This window comes from Acidovorax sp. LjRoot66, assembly GCF_964253305.1.
Classification (GTDB): Bacteria; Pseudomonadota; Gammaproteobacteria; order Burkholderiales; family Burkholderiaceae_C; genus Acidovorax.
The window spans coordinates 1367530-1382884 of sequence record NZ_CAXUQU020000001.1 but is presented as its reverse complement, the minus strand read 5'-3'; the positions used below and the strand labels follow the sequence as shown (position 1 = coordinate 1382884).

Here is a 15355-nt window from a genome sequence, read left to right as displayed (position 1 = left end):
GCTACCTCCGGGGGGCGGCAACTGCGGCCGCCTCCGTGGTGGTCACGCCCTTGAGGCGCAGCGCATACCCCCCCGCGTGCCGCAGGTCCGCCGATTCGAGGGCGTCCACCCGGCGCTTGTACTGGGCCGCCACCTGGGTCAGCGTGCGCGCAAAGCGCTTGGCACGGGCCACCACCTCTTGCGGTGTGCCGCCTCCCAGCTCCACCACCGCCCCGGTGTCCAGCGTGGCGCGCCAGCCGCCCCGGCCGGTCAATGCCAGCTCTTCCATGTCCATGCCCAGCGGTTCGAACACCGGCTGCAGCAGGCCGTACATCTGCAGCACCTCGCCCGAACTGCCGCCCGGCCCCTGCAGGCGCGGCAGGCCGTCCTGGTCCACGTCGCCGACATTGGCCTCGAACACCTCGCCCTGCGTGTTGACCATGGCCGAACCCGACTCGGGCCCCCAGTACGCCACGGCGTCGTGCTCTTCGAGCACCACGTGCAGGCTGCCCGGGAACTCACGCCGTACCGACGCCTTGCGCACCCAGGGCACCTGCTCGAAGGCTTCGCGCGCCTTGCGCAGGTCCACCGTGAAGAAGTTGCCCACCAGGTGCGGCGCCACGTTGGCCCGCAGGGTGACGGCGTTGTTGTGCACCAGCTCGCCCTGCACCACGATGCGGGCGATGGCAAAGCCCGGGTAGCGCAGCACCCACCATGCCCCCGCTGCCAGCACGAGCATGGCGCAGCCCACGAACAGGACCGATGCGGTCATGTTCATGAGCTTGACGTCCAGCGGTGCGGGCAGCGTGTTGTTCATCAGGTTCCCAGGGTGCTGCCGGCGGGCGTGTCCATGGTGGCCGTGGCCAGCACCCCCACGCACAGGTCTTCGTAGCTGATGCCCGAGGCACGTGCCGACATGGGCACGAGCGAGTGCCCGGTCATGCCGGGCGAGGTGTTGATCTCCAGCAGGAAGGGCTGGCGGTCGCTGGCGCGGATCATGATGTCCGCACGCGCCCAGCCGCGGCAGCCCAGCGAGCGGAATGCGGCCACCACCAGGCGCTGGATCTCGCGCTCTTCGGCCTCGGGCAGGCCGCTGGGGCAGTGGTACTGGGTGACGTCGGTGAAATACTTGTTCTGGTAGTCGTAGTTGCCTTCGGGCGCCACGATGCGGATCACCGGCAGCGCATAGGCGCCAGCCCCCTCGCCCAGGATCGGGCAGGTGGTTTCCTCACCCTCGATGAACTGCTCGCACAGCACTTCAGGGTCGTAGCGCGAAGCCAGGGCATAGGCCTGTGCACACTGCTCAGGCGAGGTGACCTTGGTCAGGCCGATGGTGGAGCCCTCGCGCGAGGGCTTGACGATCATCGGGGCGCCCAGCGCCGCCAAAGCGTCCGTGGTCTCGGCCACGCTGCCCACCAGGCGCCAGTCCGGCGTGGGCAGGCCCTCGGCGCGCCAGATGCGCTTGGTCATGATCTTGTCCACCGCGATGCTCGAGGCCATCACGCCCGGGCCGGTGTAAGGGATGCGCAGCAACTCCAGCGCGCCCTGCACGGTGCCGTCTTCGCCATGGCGGCCATGCAGCGCGATGAAGCAGCGCGCATAGCCGTCTCGGCGCAGCTCGCCCAGGTCGTTCTGCGAGGGATCGAAGGCATGCGCGTCCACGCCGCGCGAGCGCAGCGCCTGCAGCACACCGGTGCCGGACATCAGCGACACCTCGCGCTCGGCGGACGCGCCGCCCATCAGCACGGCGACCTTGCCCAGTGCCTTCACGTCGATGTTGGAACCCAGTTTCGTCGTCATCGTCATGTCGCGCTCCCCGCCAGCGCCTTGTGCTTGGATTGGTTGTTGTTCTGCAGCATGTCGACCACCTTGGCCGGCACGGCACCGATGGAGCCTGCTCCCATGCACATCACCACGTCGCCGTTGCGCGCGTTGTCGGCAATGGCCTGCGGCAGCTCGGCCACGTCGTCCACGAAGACCGGCTCCACACGGCCGGCCACACGCAGCGCGCGTGCCAGCGAGCGGCCATCGGCCGCCACCACGGGGGCCTCGCCTGCGGCATAGACCTCGGTGAGCAGCACGGCATCGGCGTTGCCGATGACCTTCACGAAATCCTCGAAGCAGTCGCGCGTGCGGCTGTAGCGGTGCGGCTGAAAGGCCAGCACCAGGCGCCGCCCGGGGAAGGCGCCACGCGCCGCCGCCAGCGTTGCGGCCATCTCCACCGGGTGGTGGCCGTAGTCGTCGATGACGGTGAAGCTGCCGCCGTCCCTGGCGGGCAGGTCGCCATAGCTCTGGAAGCGCCGGCCCACGCCCTTGAAGCCGGCGAGCGCACGCTGCACGGCCTCGTCGGGGATGTTGAGCTCCACCGCCACGGCAATCGCCGAGAGCGCGTTGAGCACGTTGTGCTCGCCCGCGAGGTTGAGCACGATCTCCATGTCGGGCAGGGTGACGCCGTTGCGCCGCTGCACGGTGAAGCGCATCTGGCCCGCCTCGGCGCGCACGTTGATGGCACGCACCTGGGCGTCCTCGGAAAAGCCGTAGCTCGTGATCGGGCAGGTCACGCTCTGCAGGATGTCGCGCACGGCCGGGCTGTCCACACACAGGATGGCCGTGCCGTAGAACGGCATGCGGTGCAGGAAGTCGACGAAGGCGCCCTTGAGCCGACCGAAGTCGTGCCCGTAGGTCTCCATGTGGTCGGCATCGATGTTGGTCACCACCGCCATCACCGGCAGCAGGTTCAGGAACGAGGCATCGGACTCGTCGGCCTCGACCACGATGTAGTCGCCGCTGCCCAGCTTGGCGTTGGCACCGGCGCTGTTCAGGCGCCCGCCGATCACGAAGGTGGGGTCCAGCCCCGCCTCGGCCAGCACGCTGGTGACCAGGCTGGTGGTGGTGGTCTTGCCATGGGTGCCGGCAATCGCGATGCCTTGCTTGAGGCGCATCAGCTCGGCCAGCATCAGCGCGCGCGGCACCACCGGGATGCGCTTGTCGCGCGCGGCCAGCACCTCGGGGTTGTCGGCCGTGACGGCGGTGGAAGTGACCACGGCGTCGGCACCGTCGATGTGCGCGGCCGCGTGGCCCAGGCAGGTCTTGATGCCCAGGCCCTGCAGCCGGCGCAAGGTGGCGCTGTCGGCCAGGTCCGAGCCGGAGATGCGGTAGCCCAGGTTGAACAGCACCTCGGCGATGCCGCTCATGCCGGCGCCCCCGAGGCCTACGAAATGGATGTGGCGAATGGCGTGCTTCATGGTGTTGCAAGCTCCTCGCAGGCAGTCACCACCTCATGGGTGGCGTTGGTTTTTTGCATCTTCTTGGCTTCTGTGGCCCGGTGCAGCAGCTCCGGGCGCTCTGTGTTGCGCAGCACTGCGGCCAGGCCCTGGGCCGTGAGCTCGCGCTGCGGCACCAGCCAGCCGCCCTCATTGGCCACGAGGAACCGGGCATTGGTGGTCTGGTGGTCGTCTACCGCCGAGGGAAAAGGCACGAACAGGGCGGCCGCGCCCACGGCGGCGATCTCGGTCACGGTGCTGGCGCCCGCGCGGCAGACGATGATGTCGGCCTGCGCAAACGCGCTGGCGGTGTCGTCGATGAAGGGGGTCAGTTCGGCCTCGACGCCTGCGGCGGCATAGTGGGCGCGCAGCGCGTCGATCTGTGTGGCACCGCTCTGGTGCGTCACCACGGGCCGGTTCTCGGCCGGGATAAGGGCCAGCGCCTGCGGCACGATCTCGTTGAGCGCACGCGCGCCCAGGCTGCCCCCCACCACCAGCAGGCGCAGCGGGCCGCTGCGGCCGGCAAACCGCTCGGCCGGCTCGCTCTGGCGGGTGAACGGGGCGCGCAGCGGGTTGCCCACCCACCGGCCCTTCTTGAAGACATTCGGGAAGGCGGTGAACACCCGGTCGGCCACGCCGGCCAGCACCTTGTTGGCCATGCCGGCCACGGAGTTCTGCTCGTGCAGCACCAGCGGCTTGCCGCACAGCACGGCCATCATGCCGCCCGGAAAGGTGATGTAGCCCCCGAGGCCCACCACCACGTCGGGCTTCACGCGGCGCACCACCTGCAGCGCCTGCCAGAAGGCGCGCAGCAGGCGCAGCGGCAGCAGGGCCAGGGTGACCAGGCCCTTGCCGCGCACGCCCGAAAAGTCGATGGTCTCCAGCGCAAAGCCCTGCGCGGGCACGATGCGCGACTCCATGCTGCCGGGCGCGCCCAGCCAGTGCACGCGCCAGCCGCGCGCGCGCAGTTCTTCGGCCACCGCCAGGCCAGGGAAGATGTGGCCGCCGGTGCCACCGGCCATGATGAGGGCGGTCTTGGCGGTCATACGCGGCCTCCGCGCATCATGTGCTTGTTTTCGTAGTCCACCCGCAGGACGACCGCAATGGCTACCAGGTTCATCAGGATGGCCGAGCCGCCAAAACTCATCAGCGGCAGGGTGAGCCCCTTTGTGGGCAGCGCCCCCAGGTTCACGCCCATGTTGATGAAGGCCTGAAATCCGATCCAGATCGCCACGCCCTGGGCAACCAGGCCGGCAAACACGCGGTCCAGCGCGATCGCCTGGCGGCCGATGTGCATGATGCGGCGCGTCATCCACAGGAAGAGCACGATGAGCACCAGCACGCCCACCAGGCCGAATTCCTCGCCGATCACAGCCAGCAGGAAGTCGGTGTGTGCCTCGGGCAGCCAGTGCAGCTTCTCGACGCTGCCGCCCAGGCCCACGCCGAAGATCTCGCCGCGCCCGATGGCGATCAGCGAGTGCGACAGCTGGTAGCCCTTGCCCAGTGCATGCTGTTCGCTGAAGGGGTCGAGGTAGGCGAACACCCGCTCGCGCCGCCACGGGGAGCTGGCGATCATCAGGGCAAAGGCACCTACCAGCACGCCCGCGATCAGGAAGAACATGCGCGCGTTGACGCCGCCCAGGAACAGGATGCCCATGGCGATCACCGCCACCACCATGAAGGCGCCCATGTCCGGCTCGGCCAGCAGCAGCACGCCCACGATGGCCACGGCAGCGCCCATGGGCAGCACGGCGCGGAAGAACCGTTCCTTGACCTCCATCTTGCGCACCATGTAGTCGGCGGCATAGATGAGCACGGCGAACTTGGCCACCTCGGAGGGCTGAAAGCCCACTGGCCCGATGGACAGCCAGCGCCGGGCCCCGTTGACCACCTTGCCCACGCCCGGAATCAGCACGGCCACCAGCAGCAGCAGCGCCGCCACGAAGAGCCAGGGCGCCGCGCGCTCCCAGAGCTTCATGGGCACCTGGAAGGTCAGCAGCGCCGCGACAAAACCCACCACGAGGTACATCACATGGCGGGTAAGGAAATGCGTGGGCGCGTAGTTGGCGAAGCGCGGGTTGTCCGGCATGGCAATCGATGCCGAATACACCATCACCAACCCCCAGGCGAGCAGTGCCACCACCACCCACAACAGGGCCTGGTCAAAACCCAGCACGCTCGCGGGTGTGGTGGTCGACTGGCGGTATTCGGTACCGCCCACGCGCACGGGCAGCACCTCGCCGGCCTTGCCGCTGAGGCGGCCGAGCCAGCCGGCCAGGCGTTGCGGGAAGCTAATGGGGGCGCTGGCGCTGCTTGCAGCCATCACATGCCCTCCAGGGATTGGCCGGCGTCTTGCGCCATGGCCAGCACCGTGTCGCAGAACACACGCGCACGGTGTTCATAGCCGGTGAACATGTCGAAGCTCGCGCAGGCAGGCGACATCAGCACCGCATCGCCCGAGCGGGCGCGCTGCGCAGCCTGGTGCACGGCCTCGGGCAGCGTGGCCGCATCAAGCAGCGGCACGCCGGCCTCGTGCAGGGCCGTGCGGATCAGCGGCGCATCGCGCCCGATGAGCACCACGGCACGGGCATAGCGCGACACGGGCGTGGCCAAGGGCGCGAAATCCTGGCCCTTGCCGTCGCCGCCCAGGATCAGCACGATGCGCCGGTCGGCCCCCAGGCCGTTGAGCGCGGCCACGGTGGCACCCACGTTGGTGCCCTTGCTGTCGTCGAAATACTCCACTCCGTCGATCAAGGCCACGGGCTCCACGCGGTGCGGTTCGCCCCGGTACTCGCGCAGGCCGAACAGCATGGCCGACAGCGTGCAGCCTGCCGACGATGCTAGCGCCAGCGCCGCCAGCGCGTTGGAGGCGTTGTGGCGCCCGCGGATGCGCAGGGCGTCGGCGGGCATCAGGCGCTGGATGTGCAGGTCTTCCTCGTCCATCACAACAGCGGCGGCCGCTGCATCGCCCTGGGCCGGCACCACGGCACGGCGGCGCGTGCTGCGCTTGCGCGTTTCGTCTGCCTCCAGGGCGCGTACCAGCCAGGGCATACCGCCCACGATCTCCATGCCGAAGTCGCCCGGACGCCGGGGCATGTCGATGCCGAAGCTCAGGTGTTCACGCAGCGGCACCTTCGCGGGCAGCTTGCTGCGCGAGGTCGGGGCGGGCTTGCCGGATGCCGCCAGTGCAGCAGCCTGCGCTGCCTGGGCCGCAGCAGCAGAAGCCGAGCCCAGCATGTCCATGACGGTGGGGTCGTCCCGGTTGAGCACCATCAGCGCCGTGTCGCCGAAGATGCGCGCCTTGGCGCCAGCATAGGCGGCAATGTCGCCATGCCAGTCCAGGTGGTCCTGCGTGATGTTGAGCACGGTGGCGGCGGTGGGCTCGAAGCCGGTGGCGCCATCGAGCTGGAAGCTCGAAAGCTCGAGCACCCAGACTTCGGGCAGGGTATCGGCGTCGATGTGCCCGGCCAGGGTGTCGAGCAGCGTGGGGCCGATGTTGCCGGCCACGGCCACGGTCTTGCCGGCGCGCTCCACCAGTTGGCCGGTGAGCGAGGTGACGGTGGTCTTGCCGTTGGTGCCGGTGATGGCCAGCACCGCCGGCGCGTAGCCGTGCGATGCGCGCAGGTACTGCAGCGCTGCGGCATACAGGCCCAGCTCGCCGCCGGTGGCCAGGCCGATGGCCTGCGCCGCCGCCCAGACCGGTGCCACCGTGGCCGGGCTCAGGCCGGGCGAGCGGTAGACGGCGTGCACGCCAGCGCTGCCCTCGACGAGGTTGGCATCGAACGGACCGGACACGAAACGCACGCCCGGCAGTTCCTGCTGCAGCACCGCCAGTTGGGGAGGTGCGGCGCGGGTATCGGCCACGGTGACGGTGGCGCCGCAGCGCACGCACCAGCGTGCCATGGCCAGGCCCGAGGCGCCCAGGCCCAGCACCAGAAAGTGCTTGCCCTCATAGGGCAGCATGCCCTCACCCGGCCGGCCCAGGGGTTGCGCTGGCTCGGCCTCGCCATCGGGCGCGTCCACGGGCATGGCCAACAGCGGCGATGGCTCTGTCGTGTCTGGCGCATTCACCTCGGCAAAGATCTGTGCCACGAAATCAGCGGCTGCCTTGGCGGCCGAAATGGCGGGGGCCACATAGCCATCGGCAGCTGGCACCGCAGAAGGCGCAGGGACGGCTGCGGCGTCCGGCGTAGGTTCGGGCTCTGCGGCGGGTTCGTCGCCGTGAACCGCTTCGACCGGCGTTTCTCCGGGCAAGGCAACCGACTCGGCACCGGCCTCATCCACGCGCTCTTGCGGCACAACAGCCTCCTCACCGCCTGGCACAGGCAGGCCATCGCCTGCCGATGGGGGCAGGTGATCGACGGGCTCGGTGCCGCTGGCGTGGGGATCGTGGGGCGTGGTCGTCATGGTCAGCGCAGCTTGAGCGTGGACAGGCCGATCAGGCACAGCAGCATGGTGATGATCCAGAAGCGCACGACCACCTGGGTCTCCTTCCAGCCACTCTTCTCGAAGTGGTGGTGCAGGGGCGCCATCTTGAGCAGGCGGCGGCCTTCGCCGTAGCGCTTCTTGGTGTACTTGAACCAGACCACCTGCAGCATCACCGACAAGGCCTCGACCACGAAGATGCCGCCCATGATGGCCAGCACGATCTCCTGGCGCACGATGACGGCGATGGTGCCCAGCGCCGCGCCCAGCGCCAGCGCGCCCACGTCGCCCATGAACACCTGCGCGGGGTGGGCGTTGAACCACAGGAAGGCCAGGCCCGCACCCGCCATGGCGGCGCAGAAGATCAGCAGTTCGCCAGCCCCCGGGATGTTCGGGAAGAACAGGTACTTGGAGTAGACCGAGCTGCCGGTGACGTAAGCGAACACACCGAGGGCCGAGCCCACCATCACCACCGGCATGATGGCCAGGCCATCGAGCCCGTCGGTCAGGTTCACGGCGTTACTCGAGCCCACGATGACCAGGTAGGTCAGGATCACGAAGCCGAGCACGCCCAGCGGGTAGCTCACTTCCTTGAAGAAGGGCAGTTGCAGGCCGGCCTTGGGCGGCAGGTCCAGCGAGAAGCCCGACTGCACCCAGGTCATGAACAGCTCGAAGACCTTGGCGTTGGAGCTCTCGGAGATACTGAACACCAGGTAGACGGCCGCAATCAGGCCGATGACGGACTGCCAGAAATACTTCTCGCGCGAGCGCATGCCCTCGGGGTCCTTGTTGACCACCTTGCGCCAGTCATCGACCCAGCCGATGGCGCCAAAGCCCAGCGTCACGATGAGCACGATCCAGACGAAGCGGTTGGACAGGTCGAACCACAGGATCGTGGAAATCGCGATCGACAGCAGGATAAGCACCCCACCCATGGTGGGCGTGCCGCTCTTGGACAGGTGCGACTGCATGGCGTAGCCCCGGATGGGCTGGCCGATCTTGAGCGAGGTGAGCACGCGGATCACCTTGGGGCCGGCCACCAGGCCGATCAACAGCGCCGTGAGCGCGGCCATCACCGCGCGGAAGGTGAGGTACTGGAACACGCGGAAAAAACCGAGCTCGGGCGACAGCCCCTGCAGCCATTGCGACAGGATCAGCAGCATGCGGCACCTCCCTGCAAGAGGCAACGTGCCCGGCGAGCGCTTGTCGATTCAGTGCGTTGCGTCATGGGTTCCCTCGGACTTTCCTTGTTGTTCTTGTTGTGTTGCTTGCGGGGCGGCGGCAGCGGCAATGGCCTGCACCACCCTTTCCATCTTCATGAAGCGCGAACCCTTGACGAGCACACTGCCCACCGTGGGCAGCGCGGCACAGACCGCAGACTGCAGCTGTTCCATGCCCTCGAAATGCGTGGCAGCCCCGTGGGCCCGCGCGGTGTGTGCCGACAGCGTTCCCAGCGCATACAGGGTGGCGATGCCGGCCGCCTTGGCTTGGGCGCCTGCCTCGGTGTGGAACTGCGGCCCTTGCTCGCCTACCTCGCCGATATCGCCCACCACCAGCAGGTGCGGGCCGGGCAAGGCCGCCAGCACGTGGATGGCGGCCTGCAGCGAATCGGGGTTGGAGTTGTAGGTGTCGTCCACCACGGTGATCTCGCGCCCGGCGTGCTGCACGCTGAAGGCGCGCGAGCGGCCCTTGACCGGCACGAAAGCATCGAGCCCCCGGGCGATGGCGGCCAGCGGCACACCGGCGGCCAGGGCGCAGGCGGTGCCCGCCAGTGCATTGGTCACGTTGTGGCGGCCGGCGATCTGCAGGCGGCAATCGAGGGCCCCGGCGGGTGTCTGCACCTGCACAACCCAGGCGCCCTGTGTCCATTCGGCAGACGCGCAGGCCACATCGCCCCCCTCGCCGAACGCGAGGCAGCGGCGTGCTCCGGCTAGCTCGCGCCACAGCGGCGTGAAGGGGTCGGCAGCGGGAAACACGGCCACGCCATCGGCGGGCAGCGCCGCGAACACCGAGCCGTTCTCGCGCGCCACGGCTTCCACCGTGTGCATGAACTCCATGTGTTCACGTTGCGCGTTGTTCACCAGGGCCACCGTGGGTTGGGCCATGGCGGCCAGCACGGCGATCTCGCCGGGGTGGTTCATGCCCATCTCGATCACGGCGGCGCGGTGCGATTCGCGCAGGCGCAGCAGCATCAGCGGCACGCCGATGTCGTTGTTGAAATTGCCCTCGGTGGCAAAGGCGGCATCGCCCTGCCAGGCGCGCAGGATGGAGGCGATCATCTGCGTCACCGTGGTCTTGCCGTTGCTGCCGGTCACGCCGATCAGCGGCAGGCGCAGTTGCGCGCGCCAGCCGGTGGCGAGCGCACCCAATGCGGCCAGGCTGTCGGGCACCTCGATACCAGGCATGCCGGCCGCTTCGAGGCCGCCATGCGCAATCGCTGCGGCAGCCCCGCCCGTACGGGCCTGGTCCAGGAAGGCATTGGCATCGAAGCGTTCGCCCTTGAGCGCCACGAACAGGTCGCCCGCCAGCAGGCTGCGGGTATCGGTGTGCACGCGCTGCAGCGCCACATCGCCATCGCCCACCAGGCACGCCGAAGCGATGCGCGGATGGATGAGGGCGTGCGCCTGGCGCAGGTTCATCATCATGCCCATGTGCGGGCTCCTCGGGCCTGCAGCGCAGCCTGCGCATGGGCCATGTCGGAGAACGGCAGGCGCACGCCGGCCGTCTCCTGGGTGTCTTCGTGTCCCTTGCCGGCGATCAGTACCACGTCCAGGGCATCGGCTTCACCGATGGCGGCCGCGATGGCGGCGGCGCGGTCGGGCTCGGGCAGCACCGAGGCGCCGGCAATCGTGCCTTGCAGGATCTGGTGGATGATCAGGGCGGGGTCTTCGCTGCGCGGGTTGTCGCTGGTCACCAGCACGCGGTCGGCCTGCTGCTGCGCCACGGCGCCCATCAGCGGGCGCTTGCCGGCGTCGCGGTCGCCGCCACAGCCGAACACGCACCACAACTGGCCGCCGCGTTCCTCCGCCAGGGGGCGCAGCGCGCGCAGCGCCTTGTCCAGCGCATCGGGGGTGTGGGCGTAGTCCACGGCCACCAGGGGTTGCCCTGGCGCCACCAGGCGCTGCATGCGCCCGGGCACCGGCTGCAGGCGGCTGCAGGCATCGACGGCATCGGCCAGGGACACGCCCAGGCTGCGCAGCGTGGCCAGCACGCCCAGCAGGTTCAGGATGTTGTACTGGCCGATCACGCGGGTCTGCAGGACCTGCCGCTCTGCGCCCTCCACCACGGTGAAGCGCAGGCCCTGCTCGCCCAGTGCCACGTCGCGGGCGACCAGGCGGGCGTCGGCTTCAAGGGCTATGCCCCACAGGTCCAGCGCCGTGCCCGCCAGCTCGGCATGCAGTTGCGCGCCGGCCGGGTCGTCCACGTTGACCACAGCGGCCTGCAGGCCGGCCCAGCCGAACAGCTCGCGCTTGGCCAGCCAGTAGTCGGCCATGCTGCCGTGGTAATCCAGGTGGTCCTGCGTGAAGTTAGTGAACACGGCCACGCGGATGCGCGTGCCGTCCAGGCGCCGCTCGGCGATGCCGATGGACGAGGCCTCGATGGCGCAAGCGCCCATTCCCTCCTCCGCGAACTGCGCGAAGGCGCGCTGCAGGCGCACGGGGTCGGGCGTGGTCATGCCGGTGTAGGTGAGTGCCGGTGGCCGCCCGAGCCCCAGGGTGCCGACGATGGCGCAGCCCTTGCCGTACTGCGGGCCCGCCAGCAGGTTGAGCGCATCCGCCAGCCAAGAGGCGGTGCTGGTCTTGCCGTTGGTGCCCGTCACGGCAAGCACATCGAGCCGCTGGGTGGGATGGTCGAACCACTCGGCCGCCATCGGGCCGGTGGCGGCCTTGAGGCCCGGCAGTGCGGCGATATGCTCACCCTCCAGCGCAAACACCTCCACGCCCGCCTGCTCCACCAGGCAGGCCGTGGCACCGCGCACCAGGGCATCGGACACATGGGCACGCCCGTCGGTGGCCGCACCGGGCCAGGCAATGAAGCCGTCGCCCGGGCCGATCAGACGGCTGTCGGTCTGCAGCGTGCCGGTGACGCGGCTGCGCAGCCACTGCACGGCGTCGCGGGAGGAGTTGAGCACCTGCATCACAAGGACTCCTCGACCGGGTTGGCCACGATCTGGGGCTTGACGGCCATGTCGGGCTGCACGCCCATCATGCGCAGCGTCTGCTGCACCACCTCGCTGAACACCGGCGCGGCCACGGCGCCGCCGTAGAACACGCCGTTGCTGGGCTCGTCGATCATCACCGCGACGATGATGCGCGGCTTGTCGATGGGCGCCATGCCGGTAAACCAGGCCCGGTACTTGCCGGAGGCGTAGTTCTTGCCCACCTGCTTGCGCGCCGTGCCGGACTTGCCACCCACCGAGTAGCCCAGGGTCTGCGCCTTCTGCCCGGTGCCGCCAGGGCCGGCGGCCATCTGCAGCATCTTGCGCACCTGGTCGGCCGTGCGCTCGGAGAACACGGGCACGCCGATGGCGGGCTCATCGGTCTTGAACATGGTGGCCGGGATCACGCGGCCGCCGTTGGCAAACACGGTGTACGAGCGCGCCATCTGGAACAGGCTGGCCGACAGGCCATAGCCATAGGACATGGTGGCCTGCTCCACAGGGCGCCATGTCTTGTAAGGACGCAGCTTGCCGGTGACGACCCCAGGAAAAGTGATTTGCGGCTTCTGGCCAAAGCCCGCGGCCGAGAAGGTCTCCCACATCTCGCGCGCAGGCATCTGCATGGCGATCTTGGTGGTGCCCACGTTGCTCGACTTCTGGATCACGCCCTCGACCGTGAGCAGGCCGTAGTTGTGCGTGTCAGAGATGGTGGAGCCGGTGATGGTGATGCGCCCGGGATTCGTGTCCACCGGCGTCTCGGGGCGCACGCGCCCGCTCTCCAGCGCCAGGCCGATGGTGAAGGGCTTCATGGTCGAGCCCGGCTCGAAGACGTCGGTCAGCGCGCGGTTGCGCAACTGCTCGCCGGTCAGGTTCTGGCGCTTGTCGGGCACATAGCTCGGGTAGTTGGCCAGGGCCAGCAGTTCGCCGGTATGCGCGTCGAGCACCACCACGCTGCCAGCCTTGGCCTTGTGCAGGGCGACCTGGTCGCGCAGCTTCTGGTAGGCGAAGAACTGCACCTTGCTGTCGATGGACAGCTGCATGTCGCGTCCGTCCACGGGCGGTACGGTCTCGCCCACGCCCTCGACCACGCGGCCCAGGCGGTCCTTGATCACGCGGCGCGAGCCGGCCTTGCCGGCCAGCTCCTTGTTGAAGGCCAGCTCCATGCCCTCCTGGCCATGGTCCTCGACGTTGGTGAAGCCCACCACGTGGGCCGCGGCCTCGCCCTCGGGGTACTGGCGCCGGTATTCCTTGCGCTGGTAGATGCCCTTGATACCCAGGGCGGCAATCTGCTGGCCCACGTCCCAGTCGAGCTGGCGCTTGATCCAGACGAAGGTCTTGTCCTCGTCGGCCAGTTTGGCGTTGAGTTCGGACAGCGGCATTTCCAGCAGCTTGGCCAGTTGCTTCATCTTGGCCTTGACCTCGGGCTGGTCCTGTTCCACGTCCTCGGGGATGGCCCAGATGCTGGCGGCCGGCACGCTGGAGGCCAGGATCAGGCCGTTGCGGTCGAGGATCTTGCCGCGGTTGGCCGGCATCTCCAGGGTGCGGGCAAAGCGCACCTCGCCCTGGCGCTGAAAGAACGCGTTGCCGAACACCTGCACGTAGGCAGCCCGCGCGCCCAGGCCCAGGAAGCCCAGCGCGATCATGGCCACGATGAACTTGCTGCGCCAGACCGGCGTCTTGCTGGCCAGCAGCGGGCTGGAGGTGTACAGAACGCTGCGGCTCATGGCTGCGTTCCTGCGGCGGGTGGCGTTGCCGGCGACGGCGAGGCGGCAACGGTGACACCGGCCGGGTCGGACACGTACTGAGTGATGGCCGGCGTGGCCGTGCGCATCTGCAGTTGTGCGCGCGCGAGCTTTTCCACGCGCAGCGGCGTGGCCTGGGCGCGCTTTTCCACCTGCAGGCGCTGGTGCTCGGTTTCCAGCCGGCGGGCCTCGGCCGTGGCGCGGTCGAGCTCGGTGAACAGGCGGCGCGACTGGTACTGGGTGTGCACCAGGAACAGCGCGCTGGCCAGCACCGCCAGCAGCAGCACCAGGTTCAACCGGGTCATGCGGGCACCTCGGTGCGCTCGGCCACGCGCATGATGGCGCTGCGCGAACGGGGGTTGCCGGCCACTTCGGCCGCGCTGGGCTTGATGCGGTCCAGGGCCACCAGCTTCATGGCCTGGGGCACGGCAAACGGTGCGCGGCGGTCGTAGACCTCCTTGGAGTGCCTGGCGATGAACTGCTTGACGATGCGGTCTTCCAGCGAATGGAAGCTGATGACCGCCAGGCGCCCGCCCGGCTGCAGCACCGAGAGGCTGGCCTCTAGCGCCTGTTGCAGCTCTTCAAGCTCGGCGTTGATGAAAATCCGAAGAGCCTGAAATGTGCGCGTTGCAGGGTTCTGGCCCTGCTCGCGGGTTTTGACCGTGCCAGCCACGAGACTGGCCAGTTCACCGGTGGTTGCAACAGGCCCCCGCTCTTCGCGCCGCGCAACAATCGCCTTTGCAATGGGGCCAGCAAACCGTTCTTCACCGTAGTCACGTATCACCTCCGCAATCTGTTGAACCTCGGCAGTTGCCAACCACTGGGCCACGCTTTCGCCGCGCGTGGTGTCCATGCGCATGTCCAGCGGGCCATCGAAACGGAAACTGAAACCCCGCTCGGGGCTGTCGATCTGGGGCGAGCTCACGCCCAGGTCCATCAGCACGCCTGCGGCACTGCCCGCAGGCAGTTCACCGAGGTGGCGAAATCCTTCGTGCCGAATGGAAAAACGCGCATCGTTGATGCGCGTTGCTTCGGCGATGGCTTCGGGGTCCTTGTCGAATGCCACAAGACGCCCCTCTGGCCCCAGCCGCAGCAGGATCCGGCGCGAGTGCCCCCCGCGCCCGAAGGTGGCGTCCACAAAGGTGCCGGACGGCTCTGGGCCCGCGCCGCCGAGCAGCGCGTCCACCGCTTCTTCGAGCAGGACGGTCGTATGTTGCAAAGCCTCGGTCACCGCGCGCCTTTAGAAAGAGAAGTCCTTGAAGACGTCGGGCATCTCACCCTGCATGGCCTTGGCCTCCTGCTCGTCATAGGTGGCCTTGTCCCAGAGTTCGAAATGGTTGCCCATGCCCAGCAGCATGGTCTCGCGCGAGATCCCTGCGGCCCCGCGCAGTTCGGGCGACACCAGCACCCGGCCCGTGCCGTCCATCTCCACATCCTGGGCATTGCCCAGGAAAATGCGCTTCCACCACTGGGCGGACATGGGCAGCTCGGCGATGCGCTCGCGGAATTTTTCCCACTCGGGGCGGGGGAAGACCATCAGGCAGCCATGGGGGTGCTTGGTGATCGTGAGTTGCCCGGCGGCCGTCGCGGCGAGGACGTCACGATGCCGGGTCGGCACGGACAGCCGACCCTTCGCATCGAGACTCAGCGACGAGGCACCTTGGAACACGAAAAAAATCCCCACTCGGTATGGATCCACTCAACCCGTGCAAAGGGTCTTCGAGGGCACTTTTCACCACTTAATTGCACTTTTTTGCACTGTAGCAGGAAAAGCACACCGAGCAAGG

At 68.5% G+C, this 15355-nt stretch carries 13 protein-coding genes; all 13 read right to left on the bottom strand.

Annotation, left to right across the window (positions count from 1 at the left end; translation table 11 throughout):
- Position 1 precedes the first annotated feature (1 nt).
- The 13 genes from ACSQ3Y_RS06405 to mraZ are packed head-to-tail and all read right to left on the bottom strand — an operon-like array spanning position 2 to position 15237.
- The gene (locus ACSQ3Y_RS06405; RefSeq protein WP_057266254.1) at positions 2-796 is read right to left on the bottom strand and encodes a cell division protein FtsQ/DivIB; all 795 of its coding nucleotides are present in this window, start codon (positions 794-796) and stop codon (positions 2-4) included.
- Positions 796-1785: a D-alanine--D-alanine ligase gene (locus ACSQ3Y_RS06400; RefSeq protein WP_057200160.1), complete on the bottom strand. Its 990-nt coding sequence runs from the start codon at positions 1783-1785 to the stop codon at positions 796-798. Before ACSQ3Y_RS06400 ends, ACSQ3Y_RS06405 begins: the two co-directional genes overlap by 1 nt.
- Positions 1782-3224, bottom strand: a complete 1443-nt coding sequence (murC, locus tag ACSQ3Y_RS06395; RefSeq protein ID WP_436176776.1) for a UDP-N-acetylmuramate--L-alanine ligase — start codon at positions 3222-3224, stop codon at positions 1782-1784. Before murC ends, ACSQ3Y_RS06400 begins: the two co-directional genes overlap by 4 nt.
- Complete coding sequence (murG, locus tag ACSQ3Y_RS06390; protein WP_436176775.1) at positions 3221-4288, bottom strand: undecaprenyldiphospho-muramoylpentapeptide beta-N-acetylglucosaminyltransferase; 1068 nt, start codon at positions 4286-4288, stop codon at positions 3221-3223. The genes murC and murG overlap by 4 nt, the downstream gene beginning before the upstream one ends.
- Positions 4285-5565: a putative lipid II flippase FtsW gene (gene ftsW / locus ACSQ3Y_RS06385; RefSeq protein ID WP_057200157.1), complete on the bottom strand. Its 1281-nt coding sequence runs from the start codon at positions 5563-5565 to the stop codon at positions 4285-4287. Before ftsW ends, murG begins: the two co-directional genes overlap by 4 nt.
- Positions 5565-7649 carry a Mur ligase family protein gene (locus ACSQ3Y_RS06380; RefSeq protein ID WP_436176774.1) on the bottom strand — a complete coding sequence of 695 codons (2085 nt, stop codon included), beginning with the start codon at positions 7647-7649 and terminating at the stop codon, positions 5565-5567. Before ACSQ3Y_RS06380 ends, ftsW begins: the two co-directional genes overlap by 1 nt.
- Before the next feature lie 2 nt (positions 7650-7651).
- Complete coding sequence (gene mraY / locus ACSQ3Y_RS06375; RefSeq protein WP_057200156.1) at positions 7652-8830, bottom strand: phospho-N-acetylmuramoyl-pentapeptide-transferase; 1179 nt, start codon at positions 8828-8830, stop codon at positions 7652-7654.
- A gap of 48 nt (positions 8831-8878) precedes the next feature.
- Positions 8879-10318, bottom strand: coding sequence for a UDP-N-acetylmuramoyl-tripeptide--D-alanyl-D-alanine ligase (locus tag ACSQ3Y_RS06370; protein WP_436176773.1), 1440 nt, complete (start codon positions 10316-10318; stop codon positions 8879-8881).
- Positions 10309-11805 (bottom strand): UDP-N-acetylmuramoyl-L-alanyl-D-glutamate--2,6-diaminopimelate ligase, encoded by a 1497-nt coding sequence (locus ACSQ3Y_RS06365; protein ID WP_436176772.1) that lies wholly within the window; start codon positions 11803-11805, stop codon positions 10309-10311. The genes ACSQ3Y_RS06370 and ACSQ3Y_RS06365 overlap by 10 nt, the downstream gene beginning before the upstream one ends.
- Positions 11805-13550 (bottom strand): peptidoglycan D,D-transpeptidase FtsI family protein, encoded by a 1746-nt coding sequence (locus ACSQ3Y_RS06360; protein ID WP_436176771.1) that lies wholly within the window; start codon positions 13548-13550, stop codon positions 11805-11807. Before ACSQ3Y_RS06360 ends, ACSQ3Y_RS06365 begins: the two co-directional genes overlap by 1 nt.
- Positions 13547-13873, bottom strand: coding sequence for a cell division protein FtsL (ftsL, locus tag ACSQ3Y_RS06355; protein WP_305741819.1), 327 nt, complete (start codon positions 13871-13873; stop codon positions 13547-13549). Before ftsL ends, ACSQ3Y_RS06360 begins: the two co-directional genes overlap by 4 nt.
- On the bottom strand, positions 13870-14799 hold the full coding sequence (gene rsmH / locus ACSQ3Y_RS06350) for a 16S rRNA (cytosine(1402)-N(4))-methyltransferase RsmH (RefSeq protein WP_436176770.1): 930 nt from the start codon (positions 14797-14799) through the stop codon (positions 13870-13872). The genes ftsL and rsmH overlap by 4 nt, the downstream gene beginning before the upstream one ends.
- Before the next feature lie 9 nt (positions 14800-14808).
- Positions 14809-15237, bottom strand: coding sequence for a division/cell wall cluster transcriptional repressor MraZ (gene mraZ / locus ACSQ3Y_RS06345; protein ID WP_436176769.1), 429 nt, complete (start codon positions 15235-15237; stop codon positions 14809-14811).
- Positions 15238-15355 lie beyond the last annotated feature (118 nt).

What these genes read in the sequence shown, in the direction of transcription:
- ACSQ3Y_RS06405 (WP_057266254.1), bottom strand. Translation starts at nt 796, where the DNA reads ATGAACAACACGCTGCCCGCACCGCTGGACGTCAAGCTCATGAACATG.
- ACSQ3Y_RS06400 (WP_057200160.1), bottom strand. Translation starts at nt 1,785, where the DNA reads ATGACGATGACGACGAAACTGGGTTCCAACATCGACGTGAAGGCACTG.
- murC (WP_436176776.1), bottom strand. Translation starts at nt 3,224, where the DNA reads ATGAAGCACGCCATTCGCCACATCCATTTCGTAGGCCTCGGGGGCGCC.
- murG (WP_436176775.1), bottom strand. Translation starts at nt 4,288, where the DNA reads ATGACCGCCAAGACCGCCCTCATCATGGCCGGTGGCACCGGCGGCCAC.
- ftsW (WP_057200157.1), bottom strand. Translation starts at nt 5,565, where the DNA reads ATGGCTGCAAGCAGCGCCAGCGCCCCCATTAGCTTCCCGCAACGCCTG.
- ACSQ3Y_RS06380 (WP_436176774.1), bottom strand. Translation starts at nt 7,649, where the DNA reads ATGACGACCACGCCCCACGATCCCCACGCCAGCGGCACCGAGCCCGTC.
- mraY (WP_057200156.1), bottom strand. Translation starts at nt 8,830, where the DNA reads ATGCTGCTGATCCTGTCGCAATGGCTGCAGGGGCTGTCGCCCGAGCTC.
- ACSQ3Y_RS06370 (WP_436176773.1), bottom strand. Translation starts at nt 10,318, where the DNA reads ATGGGCATGATGATGAACCTGCGCCAGGCGCACGCCCTCATCCATCCG.
- ACSQ3Y_RS06365 (WP_436176772.1), bottom strand. Translation starts at nt 11,805, where the DNA reads ATGCAGGTGCTCAACTCCTCCCGCGACGCCGTGCAGTGGCTGCGCAGC.
- ACSQ3Y_RS06360 (WP_436176771.1), bottom strand. Translation starts at nt 13,550, where the DNA reads ATGAGCCGCAGCGTTCTGTACACCTCCAGCCCGCTGCTGGCCAGCAAG.
- ftsL (WP_305741819.1), bottom strand. Translation starts at nt 13,873, where the DNA reads ATGACCCGGTTGAACCTGGTGCTGCTGCTGGCGGTGCTGGCCAGCGCG.